Consider the following 11,672-nt stretch of genomic DNA (forward strand, 5'->3'; position numbering starts at 1 on the left):
TCCTGATGAGTGCTTCCCTGGCAGCGCCGGCGCGTGACCGGCTGCGTATCGCGATCCAGAAGAGCGGCCGCCTGGCCGAGCCGGCGCGGGCGGTGCTGGCCGCCTGCGGGCTGAGCTGGCGCGAAAGCCGCGACAAGTTGTTCTGCTACGGCGAGTCGCTGCCGGTGGACCTGTTGCTGGTGCGCGACGACGACATCCCCGGGCTGATCGCCGACGGCGTCTGCGATTTCGGCATCGTCGGCCGCAACGAGCTGGAAGAGCAGGCCGGCGAGCGCCGCCGCAACGGCCTGCCGGAGGCCTACCGCGCGTTGCGCGGGCTGAACTTCGGCCAGTGCAGGCTGATGCTGGCGGTGCCCGACAGCTGGGAGTGGACCGGTTCGGAACAACTGCAGGGCAAGCGCATCGCCACCAGCTATCCGGCGGTGCTGGCCGACTGGCTGGAAGCGCGCGGCCTCGACGCGCAGGTGGTGGAGCTGTCCGGCTCGGTGGAGATCGCGCCACGCCTGGGCACCGCCGACCTGATCTGCGATCTGGTCTCCAGCGGCGCGACCCTGGCCGCCAACCAGCTCAAGCCGGTGGAGACGTTGCTGGAAAGCGAGGCGGTGCTGGCCGGGCCGGTGCGCGAACCGGGCGACGCCCGTGCCGGGCTGGCGGCGATGCTGCTGCGCCGGCTCGACGGCGTGCTCAAGCTGCGCGACAGCAAGCTGCTGATGTTCCGCGCCTCGCGCGACCACGTCGCCGAACTGACCCGGTTGCTGCCTGATGCCGATCCGCTGGTGCAACTGCCCGGCGACGCCGACGGCCCGCTGCACTTGCAGACCATGTGCCACGGCGCGATCACCTGGCAGCGTATGGAGGAACTGGAGCGCGCCGGCGCGCAGGGGCTGATGGTGTTGACGGTGGAGCGTTCGCTGGCATGAACCGACTGGACTGGAATTCGCTCGACGCGCAGGCGCGCACGCAGGCTCTGACCCGGCCGGCGCAGACCGTCGCCGCGCAGACTCGCGCCGCGGTGGCGCAGCTGCTGGACGACGTACGCAGCCGCGGCGACGCCGCGCTGCGCGAGATCACCGCGCGTTTCGACGGCGTGGTGCTGCAGCATTTCGAGGTCGGCGCCGACGAGTTCGCCGCCGCCGAAGCGGCTGTACCTGCGGTGCTGCGCGAGGCGATGGCGCAGGCCGCGGCGCGGATCGAGACCTTCCACCGCGCCGGCATGACCCAGCCATATGCAGTGGAAACCGCACCGGGCGTGGTCTGCGAGCGGGTGGTGCGGCCGATCGGCCGGGTCGGCCTGTACGTGCCGGCCGGCAGCGCGCCGCTGCCGTCCACCGCGCTGATGCTGTGCGTGCCGGCGGCGCTGGCCGGCTGCCGTGAGGTGGTGCTGTGCACGCCGCCGCGCGCCGACGGCTCGGCCGATCCGGCGGTGCTGGTCGCCGCAAAACTGACCGGCGTGGACCGCGTGTTCAAGCTCGGCGGCGCGCAGGCGATCGCGGCGATGGGCTTCGGCACCGAGTCGGTGCCGTCCTGCGACAAGCTGTTCGGACCGGGCAACGGCTACGTCACCGAGGCCAAGCAGCAGGTGGCGCAGGCCGGTGCGGCGGCGATCGACATGCCGGCCGGCCCGTCCGAGGTGCTGGTGATCGCCGATGTCGGTGCCGATGCCGCGTTCGTCGCCGCCGACCTGCTGTCGCAGGCCGAGCACGGCCCGGATTCGCAGGTGCTGCTGCTGTCCGACAGCGCCGAGCTGATCGATGCGGTCGAGGACGAGATCGAGCGCCAGCTGGCGACGCTGCCGCGTGCGGCGATCGCGCGTCAGGCGCTGGCCGCGTCGCGGCTGATCCAGGTCGGCACGCTCGAGGATGCCTTCGCGATCAGCAACCGCTATGCGCCCGAGCACCTGATCCTGGCGCTGCGCGAGCCGCGCGGCTGGCTGGAGCGGGTCGAGGCGGCCGGCTCGGTGTTCCTCGGCGACTACACCCCGGAAGCGCTGGGCGACTATTGCAGCGGCACCAACCACGTGCTGCCGACCAACGGCGCGGCGCGCGCCTACAGCGGGGTCAGCGTCGCCAGTTTCCAGAACTTCGTCAGCGTGCAGAGCGCCAGCCGCGCCGGCATCGCCGCGATCGGCGCCTGCGCGGTGACCATGGCCCGCGCCGAGGGCCTGGACGCACATGCCAATGCGGTGGCGCTGCGCATGGAGAAGGCGGCATGAGCGCGCACAACGGAACGCAGATGCCGGGATCGATGCTGGCCTTGGTCCGCCACGACCTGCGCGACTTCGCCGGCTACTCCTCGGCGCGCAGCAGCGCGCTGCAGGGCGAGGTCTGGCTCAACGCCAACGAATCGGCCTGGGCCAACCCGGCCGACCGCGACGCCGGCAACCGCCGCTATCCGGATCCGCAGCCGCCAGCGTTGCGTGCGGCCTTGGCATCGCTGTACGCCTGCGCGCCGGAGCAGTTGCTGCTCGGCCGCGGCAGCGACGAGGCCATCGACCTGCTGCTGCGCGCGCTGTGCGAGCCGGGCCGCGACGCGATCGTGATCACGCCGCCGGTGTTCGGCATGTATGCGGTCTGCGCGCGCCTGCAGAACGCGCGCATCGTCGAAGTGCCGTTGCGCGAGGACGTGGCCGGACTGGTGACCGACGTCGATGCGGTGGTCGATGCAGCACTGAGCCAGATGGCCAAGCTGGTGTTCCTGTGCTCGCCGGGCAATCCCAGCGGTGCGGCGATCCCGCTGGCCGAGATCGAACGCGCCGCCGAGCGCCTGCACGGGCGCGCCTTGCTGGTGGTCGACGAGGCCTACGGCGAATTCTCCGATGTGCCGTCTGCGACCACGCTGCTGGCGCGTCACGCCAATCTGGCGGTGCTGCGCACATTGTCCAAGGCGCATGCGCTGGCTGCGGCGCGGATCGGCTGCGTGATCGCCGATCCGGCGCTGATCGCGGTGCTGCGCCGCTGCCAGGCGCCGTATCCGATTCCGGCGCCATGCACGCAGCTGGCGCTGGCTGCGCTACAGGCCGAGCCGTTGCGCCAGACCGCGGCACGCGTGGCCGAGATCCGCCGCGAGCGCGAGCGCATGTCCACCGCACTGGCCGCGCTGCCCGGCGTGCGCCGCGTGTATCCGTCGCAGGGCAACTTCCTGCTGCTGCGCTTCGACGATGCCGAGGCCGCGTTCGGCGCCTTGCTCGGCGCTGGCGTGGTGGTGCGCGACCAGCGCGCCGCGCCGACCCTGGGCGATGCGCTGCGCATCACCCTCGGTACCGCGGAGCAGAACCAGCGCGTGCTCGGCGCGCTGCAGGCGGGGAGGGCGGCGGCATGACCCCGATCCTGTTCGTCGACCGCGACGGCACCCTGATCGAGGAGCCGGCCGATTTCCAGATCGACGCCTACGAGAAGCTGCGCTTCGTGCAGGGCGTGATCCCGGCGATGTTGAAATTGCGCGATGCCGGCTACCAGTTCGTCATCGTCACCAACCAGGACGGCCTCGGCAGCGAGGCCTATCCGCAGGCCGCGTTCGAAGGTCCCAACGACCTGATGCTGCAGATCTTCGCCAGCCAGGGCATCGCCTTCCGCGAGGTGCTGGTCGACCGCAGCTGGCCGGCCGACAACGCGCCCACGCGCAAGCCCGGCATCGGCCTGATGCTGCCGTACCTGCAGGACCGCAGCATCGACTGGGCGCGTTCGGCGATGGTCGGCGACCGCCTCACCGACATCCAGTTCGCCGAGAACCTGCGCATCCGCGGTTTCCAGCTGAAGACCGAGCAATTCGGCGGCGACTGGGACTGGGCCGGCATCGCCCACGAACTGGCCGATGCGCCGCGCCGCGCCAGGGTGCAGCGCGACACCAAGGAAACCCGGATTGCGGTCGAGATCGACCTGGACCTGGCGCGCGACCCGCACTGCGCCACCGGCCTGCCGTTCTTCGACCACATGCTCGAGCAGATCGGCAAGCACGGCGGCTTCGCCCTGGACGTGCGCGCCGAGGGCGACCTGCATATCGACGAGCACCACACCATCGAGGACACCGGCCTGGCGCTGGGCCAGGCCTTGCGCCAGGCGCTGGGCGACAAGCGCGGCATCGGCCGCTACGGCTTCACCCTGCCGATGGACGAGACCCTGGCCAGCGCCGCGCTGGATTTCAGCGGCCGCCCGTACTTCGTGTTCGAAGGCGAGTTCAGGCGCGAGCGCGTCGGCGACATGCCGACCGAACTGGTGCCGCACTTCTTCCGTTCGCTGTGCGATGCCGCTGGCCTGAACCTGCACCTGCGCGTGCACGGCGACAACGACCACCACAAGGTCGAGGCCTGCTTCAAGGCGCTGGCGCGCGCCCTGCGCCAGGCCGTGCGCCGCGAGGGTGCGGCGCTGCCTTCGACCAAGGGCGTGCTGTGATGCGCGCAGGTGCTTCGAGGACGCTGCGATGACCGATGTCGCCCTGATCGATGCCGGCGGCGCCAACCTCGGCTCGGTGCGTTACGCGCTCGAACGCCTGGGCGTGGAAGCCAGGCTGGTGCGCGACGCCGCCGGGCTGCAGGGCGCCGACCGGGTGATCCTGCCCGGCGTCGGCGCCGCACCGCACGCGATGGCGCGGTTGCGCGAGCAAGGCCTGATCGAGCCGCTGCGCGCGCTCGAGGTGCCGCTGATCGGCATCTGCCTGGGCATGCAGCTGCTGTTCGAGCATTCCGAGGAAGGCGATGTCGATTGCCTGGGCCTGCTGACTGGCGTGGTCCGGCACATGCCGCCGGCGCTGGGCATCCGCGTCCCGCACATGGGCTGGAACCGGCTGCTGCCGATGCGTCCGTCGCCGCTGCTGCACGGCCTGCCGGACACCGCCACCGCCTATTTCGTGCATGGCTACGCCGCACCGGTCACCGCCGACACCGTGGCCGCCTGCGACCATGGCGGCCTGTTCACCGCGGTGGTGCAACGCGGCCGCCGCTGCGGCGCGCAGTTCCACCCCGAGCGCTCGGCGAGCACCGGCGCGCGCATCCTGCGCAACTTCCTCGAGACCGATTTCCCATGAGCTTCCTCGTCTATCCCGCGCTGGACATCCGCGACGGCCGCGTGGTGCGGCTGGTGCAGGGCGACTACGCCCGCGAAACCCACTACGGCGACGATCCGTTGCCGCGCGCGCAGGCTTTCGCCGACGCCGGCGCAGGCTGGATGCACCTGGTGGACCTGGACGCGGCGCGCGCCGGTGGCTACACCCTGGCGCCGCTGCTGAGCCAGATCCGCGCGCAGACCGGACTGCAGGTGCAGACCGGCGGCGGGGTGCGCTCGCGCGCCGACGTGCAACGCATCCTCGACGCCGGCGCCGCGCGCGTGGTGATCGGCTCGCTGGCGGTGCGCGACCGCGAGTCGGTGCTGGAATGGCTGGCCGAGTTCGGCGCCGAGCGCATCACCGTGGCGCTGGACACGCGGCAGGACGCGCAGGGCGTGTGGCGGTTGCCGGTGCTGGGCTGGACCGAGACCTCCTCGCTGACCCTGGAAGCGTTGGCGGTCGAGTACGCCGCGGCCGGGCTGAAACACCTGCTGTGCACGGACATCGCCCGCGACGGCATGCTGTCCGGGCCGAACCTGGAGCTGTACGCCTACCTGCGCCGGATCGCGCCGGGCGTGCACGTGCAGGCCTCCGGCGGTATCCGCGACGCCACCGACGTGCGCGCCGCGCGCGAGGTCGGCTGCGCCGGCGCGGTACTCGGCAAGTCGCTGCTGGAAGGGCGATTGCGCCTGGACGAGGCGCTGGCATGCTGAGCCGGCGCATCATCCCGTGCCTGGACGTGCGCGACGGCCGCGTGGTCAAGGGCGTCAAGTTCCGCGACCACATCGACATGGGCGATATCGTCGAACTGGCCTTGCGCTACCGCGACCAGGGCGCCGACGAGCTGGTGTTCTACGACATCGGCGCCAGCCCGGAAGGGCGCTCGGTCGACTACGCCTGGGTCGAGCGCGTGGCGCGGCTGATCGACATCCCGTTCTGCGTGGCCGGCGGCATCCGCGACGTCACCACCGCACGTGCGGTGCTGCATGCCGGCGCCGACAAGATCTCGATCAATTCGCCGGCGCTGGAACGCCCGGCGCTGATCGCCGAACTGGCCGAGGCGTTCGGCGTGCAATGCGTGGTGGTCGGCATCGATTCGATCCGCGAGGACGACGGTGAATGGCGCGTGCGCCGCTTCACCGGCGATCCCAGCAAGACCCAGGCGCTGCGCGTGCGCACCGTGGACTGGGTGGTGGAAGCGCAGCAACTCGGCGCCGGCGAGATCGTGCTCAATTGCATGGACAACGACGGCGTTCGCCGCGGCTACGACATCGCCCAGCTGTTCGAGGTGCGCTCGCTGTGCAAGGTGCCGCTGGTCGCCTCCGGCGGCGCCGGCGAACTGCAGCACTTCGCCGACGTATTCGAGCAGGCCGACGTGGACGGCGCCCTGGCCGCCAGCGTGTTCCACAGCGGCGCGATTCCGATTCCCGACCTCAAGCGCTTCCTGCGCCAACGACAGATCGAGGTGCGCGATGGCGCATGAGCACGAAGCCGCCGCCGCGACTGCGGATGCGGAACTGGACTGGAGCAAGGGCGATGGCCTGCTGCCGGTGGTGGTGCAGGACGCGGCCACGCTGCGCGTGCTGATGCTCGGCTACATGAATGCCGACGCGCTGGCGGCGACCCGCGCCAGCGGCAAGGTCACCTTCTACAGCCGCAGCAAGCAGCGCCTGTGGACCAAGGGCGAAAGCTCAGGCAACACCTTGGACCTGGTGTCGATCGAGACCGATTGCGACCGCGACACGTTGCTGGTGCTGGCGCATCCGCACGGCCCGACCTGCCACCTCGGCCGCACGAGCTGCTTCCCGCAGGCGCCGGGCCAGTTCCTGGGCGCGCTCGACCGCCTGGTCGCGCAACGCGAACGCGAGCGTCCGCCGGGCAGCTACACCACGCAATTGTTCGAGAAGGGCACGCGGCGCATCGCGCAGAAGGTCGGCGAGGAAGGCGTGGAGACCGCATTGGCCGGCGTGGCGCAGGACGATGAAGCGTTGCTCGGCGAATCGGCCGACCTGCTGTATCACCTGACCGTGCTGCTGCGCGCGCGCGGCCTGGCGCTGGCCGATGCGGTCGCGGTGCTGGAAGCCCGGCACAAGTAGGCTGGCGCGGCGGCAGCCAGCGCGTCGTGCCGCGACGGTGGCTGCCATCGCGGCCTGTTTCGATCGCCGGACTCCACGCACGTCGCCGCGCGCCGCAGTGCTCACCGGCCTGCCGACTGTCGCGGCATCCTCGCTGGCGCAGCTGGCGACGATCGGCGGCAGCATCTACCGGGAGCGCGACGGCCACGTGGGTCGCAGCATCGGCGAGCGCGGCATCGCCGGCGTGCAGGTGTCGACGGCGTGCACATCGTGCGGACCGATGCGCCGGGCCGCTATGGCCTCACGGTGGAGCAGGGTGCGCGGTGTTCGTGATCGAGTCCGACGGCTGCTCCGCCGGCCTGATGTCGCTTGACAACGACCATGGCCATCCATAAGCATCCGCATGCCGGCGATGCTGGGCGCGGAATGCCGCAGTGCCGGGATGCTTGGGCCACGCACAGCGCTTGCGCCGATCAACTCACATGCAATGGAGATGCAATGGCAGGTAAGCTGGATGCAACCGCCGCCGATCCGGGCGATGCGCTTCCTGAGCGGTACGCGGACCTCGGCCGGACACCGAAAGCGCGTATCCCATGCCTCCAATGGAACCGCCATGTTCCATGGAGCCGTGCCACCCGCGGGCTTGAGCGCCAGCCGAATGCGCTAGTCGGGGATCGGCAGGGGACCGTCGGGAGTCACGCGTGGTTGAACAGGCGGTTGGTGCGTCGGTGTTCCCGCAGGTCCCTGCACACCGAGATCACCGCTTCCGGCTGCAACCGGCGACCGTATCTGGGTTTCCTGATCATCGGCGACGCTATGACAACGCGTGGGCGATGCCGCGTGCCGTCGTGAGTTCCCAGGCGAGAGAGACCGGCGGCGCCCTCCAGCTGGCGCGCGTCATCAGGCGGCTCAAGGAGCAGGTGCTCCCCGGTGAGCTGGGCGCGGAGACCGTCGAACACCTCGTGCGCCGCTACTCGCGCGTGCGCCCGCCGGCGCTGGAGCTGGACGTGCAGAGCCGGTACGACGCGGGCTGGCCGCAGGCATTCGAGGACGAGCGAGGTCGGCTGCTGGAGGCATTGGTCGGCGAGGACGTGGTCGGCATCGAACATATCGGAAGCACGTCCATTGCCGGCCTGCCGAGCAAGAACATCCTGGACATCGCGGTGGCGACCGGCGCATCGCTTCCGGCAGAGCGCCAGTCGCGGATATTGGCCGGGCTCGGCTATCAGGCGTATGGCGAAAGTCCGATCGATGCGGGGTTCTCGTGGCATTGGCGCATCGGGCAGGACGGCGGCCGCTCGTTCGTCGTGCACACCTGCGCCGCCGACAATCCTCGATTCGCCGACATCCTGAATTTCCGCGACTTCCTGCGCGCCTTCCCGGAGGAGCGGCAGGGCTACCTGGACCTCAAGCAGGCGCTGGCGGCGGTGCCCGGTCAGACCTGGATGGAATACAGCGTGTTCAAGAAAGTCCTCGTCGTGCGGATCACCGCGCGCGCCAACGCGTGGCGCATGCGTAACTGACATGCCCGCAACCGCCGTCGCGACGCACGCTCTCCGCTTTCAGACGCAACCCGGTGCGGCATGAACGCGTCGCATAGTTTGATCGCCCTGCGTTGCCTGGTCCGGCGCGAGGTCGCGCACATGTTCCGCATGTGGGTGCAGACCTTGGTCCCGCCCCTGGCGATGATGGTTCTGTACTTCGCGATCTTCGGCAAGCTGATCGGAAGTCGCATCGGCACCTTCGACGGGTTCAGCTATGTGCAATTCATCGCTCCCGGCCTGGTGATGATGTGCATCATCACCAACAGCTACGCCAACGCTTCCAGCGCGTTCTATTTCATGCGCTTCAACCGCGCGATAGAAGAGCTGCTGGTATCGCCGATGCGCGATTGGACGATCCTGCTGGGCTATGTGACCTGTGCGGTGGTGCGCGGTTTCCTGGTCGGCGGCCTGGTGTTGCTGGTCGCGTTGTCGCTGACCTCGCCGCGCATCGCGCATCCCTCCATCGTCTTCCTGTCGGCACTGCTGGCCGCCACGATCTTTGCCCTGGTCGGCATCATCGTCGCCATATACGCGAAGAACTTCTACGACACCGGGCACGTGTCGACCTATGTCCTGACGCCGCTCTCCTATCTCGGCGGCGTGTTCTATCCGGTCGGCCTGCTGGGCGAACCCTGGCAGAGCATTTCGCGGCTCAATCCGCTCATGCACATGATCAGCGCGTTCCGTTATGGCGTGCTGGGCATGGACACGGCGGGCATCGGCACTTCGCTTGTGGTGATGCTGTTGTTCATTATAGGCTTGGCCGCCTTCGCGCTGACGCTGCTCGGCAGAGGCGTCGGCATCAGGTCCTGAGCATCGTGGGGAAGCGTGCGCGGGACGCAGCGGCGATGATCGGCCACCAGGATCAGGTATCTCGCGACATGAAGATCATCGATGCATCGCTCGCACCCGAGCGAGTGGAAGCCGCTCTGGAACAGCAGGTGTATCGGGACGACCGATGCGACGTGCGCGTGCGCGACCTCATCGAGGTGTTCCGACGCGCGGGCAAGCGCGTCTTCATCATCGGAGGCACGCCGAGGGATTGGCTCGCAGGCCTGCCGGCCAAGGACATCGATCTGGCGCTGGACTGCGGCCTGGACGAAGCGCACCGCCTGCTGTGCGACGCCTATCCCGGTACCGACGCCGCTGCGTTGCGCATGCGCAACGACCGTTTCGGCGTCCTGCGTTGGGGCGACGCCGCTTCGGGCGCGGTGGACATCAATATCCTGCGCAGTTGGAAGGACATCCAGAACGGCGACATGTGGAACACGCGTTTCGTCGCGCGCGCCGATCTGACCGAGGACGCGCTCATGCGCGACTTCTCGGTCAATGCGTTCTACTACGACTGCGCCGAGCGGGTCCTGCTCGATCCCCTGGGCTGCGGCGTCGGCGATCTGCGCGAAAAATCGCTCAGACTCATCGCCCATCCTCGCGTGCTGGAAGCCAGTTACCGGATGACCTTCCGCATCGCCCAATTCCTCAGCCGCGGCTACTCGGCCACCAGCAACGTGCTCGCCTATCTGGACAGTCACGCCGATCGCGACATCCAGGGCATGGGCACGCGCATCCGGCGATGGACTCCCGAGCATCTGCGTGTGGAGAGCGACCAGCAGGAGGCGTTCAAGCGCGCGCTCTATGCGCACGCCCGCCAGCCGGCCTCGATCGACACGCTGGATTCCTTCTTCGCCTGAGAGGCTCGCATGGATGCACCGATCGCCACCACGCCGGCGCCTTTCCGCCGCGTCTTTCAGGCCGGGATGCGCGACGGCGGTGGCCGACTGCTCAGCGGCACCGAAGTGCTGCACCTGGTACCGCATCGCGGGCGGCTGTTTTCTTCGCTGTCCTACACCCACAACCGGTATCTGCCGGGCGATCCGCCGGTCGGCGCGCAGATCGCCGTGCTGGACCGGGCGGACGGCGAGTGGCGGCAGGCCCACGAATACGATCGCGACTATTGGCGGGTGTTGCTGAAATCGGTGACGTTCACCGAGGACGGGCGCGGCCGCACGCTCGATGCCCCGGTCTCGCTGCTGCTCGCCGGTCCCTCGAACAGCCAGGGTGCGGTGTATGTCGATTGCTTCGACGACGAAGCCGAGACGTGGGCGCGCACGCGCCTGGGCGTCGGCTCCGGCCTGACCAGCACCCGCAGCTTCTTCGTCCATCGCGACACCGTGACCGGGCAGGAGCGCGTCTTTGCCGGGACGTTGCCGCTCGGCATTTTCAGCGGCAGCTACGACCGGGACGCGCCGGGCAAGATCCGCTGGGACGAACATGCCGAGTTGTCCGGCTATCGGCGCCGTCCGATGGCCTTCACCCAATGCGATGGCCACCTGTACGTCAGCATCCGGCCGCACCTGTATCGACGCATCGACGGCCCGGCGCCGCGATGGGAGAAGGTCCACACCATCGCGGACCCGCTGATCTTTCCCAGTTGCGGATACCGCGGACTCACCGCCGTTGCCCATCCCTCGGGATCGGGCCAGGTGCTGCTGGCGGCGCTGGAAGGGGACCGCTGCCGGATAGTGCGGATCGACCCGCGCGACGATTTCCGCGAGACCCTGGAACTGGACGTGCTCGACTTCCTGGGCATGCACTGGGGAAAACGCCCGGCGTTCGGCGTGGTGGCCTACGACGACTTCACGCCCGTGGTCGATCCCGGTACCGGACAGGCGCTGTTGCTGGCCGGCGTCGGCGCCAGTTACAGCACGCGGGTCGACATCCATCCGACGGATGAGTGGGTGCGGGATGCCTGGTATCTGATCCGCGATCCGGGAGGGCGGCGGCATACGCTCGGACGGATCGAAACGGCGGACCTGGAAGCGCCGGCAGCGCTTTTCGCCGCTCGCAGCTTCGCTGCGTCTCCCTTCGAACCAGGAACGCTGTACGTCGGCGGTTGCGATCCCAACAACCAACCCTGCCGCGAGACCGCGTGGGTGTTTTCGGCCCCGGTCGAAACGGTGCTCGCGCCGCGAACGCGGTGATGTCGATGCGCGGATATCCGGCGGGCGATGCCGTC

Annotated in this window: 12 protein-coding genes; all 12 read left to right on the top strand. The window is 69.4% G+C overall.

Translation table 11 applies throughout. The features are described 5' to 3' along the window. Positions 1 to 5: 5 nt before the first annotated feature. The 12 genes from hisG (at position 6) to HDC36_RS03090 (ending at position 11,637) form a co-directional block, all read left to right on the top strand. The gene (gene hisG / locus HDC36_RS03035; RefSeq protein ID WP_179564308.1) at positions 6 to 920 is read left to right on the top strand and encodes an ATP phosphoribosyltransferase; all 915 of its coding nucleotides are present in this window, start codon (positions 6 to 8) and stop codon (positions 918 to 920) included. Continuing rightward, positions 917 to 2,212, top strand: coding sequence for a histidinol dehydrogenase (gene hisD, locus HDC36_RS03040; protein ID WP_179564310.1), 1,296 nt, complete (start codon positions 917 to 919; stop codon positions 2,210 to 2,212). The genes hisG and hisD overlap by 4 nt, the downstream gene beginning before the upstream one ends. Beyond that, entirely contained in the window at positions 2,209 to 3,318 is a 1,110-nt protein-coding gene (hisC, locus tag HDC36_RS03045) for a histidinol-phosphate transaminase (protein WP_179564312.1), read from the top strand. The genes hisD and hisC overlap by 4 nt, the downstream gene beginning before the upstream one ends. Then, entirely contained in the window at positions 3,315 to 4,388 is a 1,074-nt protein-coding gene (gene hisB / locus HDC36_RS03050; RefSeq protein WP_179564314.1) for a bifunctional histidinol-phosphatase/imidazoleglycerol-phosphate dehydratase HisB, read from the top strand. Before hisC ends, hisB begins: the two co-directional genes overlap by 4 nt. A 28-nt stretch (positions 4,389 to 4,416) precedes the next feature. Continuing rightward, on the top strand, positions 4,417 to 5,019 hold the full coding sequence (hisH, locus tag HDC36_RS03055; protein WP_179564316.1) for an imidazole glycerol phosphate synthase subunit HisH: 603 nt from the start codon (positions 4,417 to 4,419) through the stop codon (positions 5,017 to 5,019). Next, on the top strand, positions 5,016 to 5,750 hold the full coding sequence (gene hisA / locus HDC36_RS03060; protein WP_179564318.1) for a 1-(5-phosphoribosyl)-5-[(5-phosphoribosylamino)methylideneamino]imidazole-4-carboxamide isomerase: 735 nt from the start codon (positions 5,016 to 5,018) through the stop codon (positions 5,748 to 5,750). The genes hisH and hisA overlap by 4 nt, the downstream gene beginning before the upstream one ends. Then, entirely contained in the window at positions 5,744 to 6,520 is a 777-nt protein-coding gene (hisF, locus tag HDC36_RS03065; protein WP_179564320.1) for an imidazole glycerol phosphate synthase subunit HisF, read from the top strand. The genes hisA and hisF overlap by 7 nt, the downstream gene beginning before the upstream one ends. Beyond that, positions 6,510 to 7,133: a bifunctional phosphoribosyl-AMP cyclohydrolase/phosphoribosyl-ATP diphosphatase HisIE gene (gene hisIE / locus HDC36_RS03070; protein WP_179564322.1), complete on the top strand. Its 624-nt coding sequence runs from the start codon at positions 6,510 to 6,512 to the stop codon at positions 7,131 to 7,133. Before hisF ends, hisIE begins: the two co-directional genes overlap by 11 nt. A gap of 680 nt (positions 7,134 to 7,813) precedes the next feature. Beyond that, positions 7,814 to 8,635: a GrpB family protein gene (locus tag HDC36_RS03075; protein WP_343204312.1), complete on the top strand. Its 822-nt coding sequence runs from the start codon at positions 7,814 to 7,816 to the stop codon at positions 8,633 to 8,635. A 60-nt stretch (positions 8,636 to 8,695) separates the two neighbouring features. Continuing rightward, the gene (locus HDC36_RS03080; RefSeq protein WP_179564324.1) at positions 8,696 to 9,469 is read left to right on the top strand and encodes an ABC transporter permease; all 774 of its coding nucleotides are present in this window, start codon (positions 8,696 to 8,698) and stop codon (positions 9,467 to 9,469) included. Positions 9,470 to 9,537: 68 nt separating this feature from the next. Then, positions 9,538 to 10,347 carry a CCA tRNA nucleotidyltransferase gene (locus HDC36_RS03085; protein ID WP_179564326.1) on the top strand — a complete coding sequence of 270 codons (810 nt, stop codon included), beginning with the start codon at positions 9,538 to 9,540 and terminating at the stop codon, positions 10,345 to 10,347. A 9-nt stretch (positions 10,348 to 10,356) separates the two neighbouring features. Beyond that, positions 10,357 to 11,637 (top strand): hypothetical protein, encoded by a 1,281-nt coding sequence (locus HDC36_RS03090; RefSeq protein WP_179564328.1) that lies wholly within the window; start codon positions 10,357 to 10,359, stop codon positions 11,635 to 11,637. Positions 11,638 to 11,672: the final 35 nt, after the last annotated feature.

This window comes from Xanthomonas sp. JAI131, assembly GCF_013410075.1.
In the GTDB taxonomy this organism is placed as follows: domain Bacteria; phylum Pseudomonadota; class Gammaproteobacteria; order Xanthomonadales; family Xanthomonadaceae; genus Xanthomonas_A; species Xanthomonas_A bonasiae.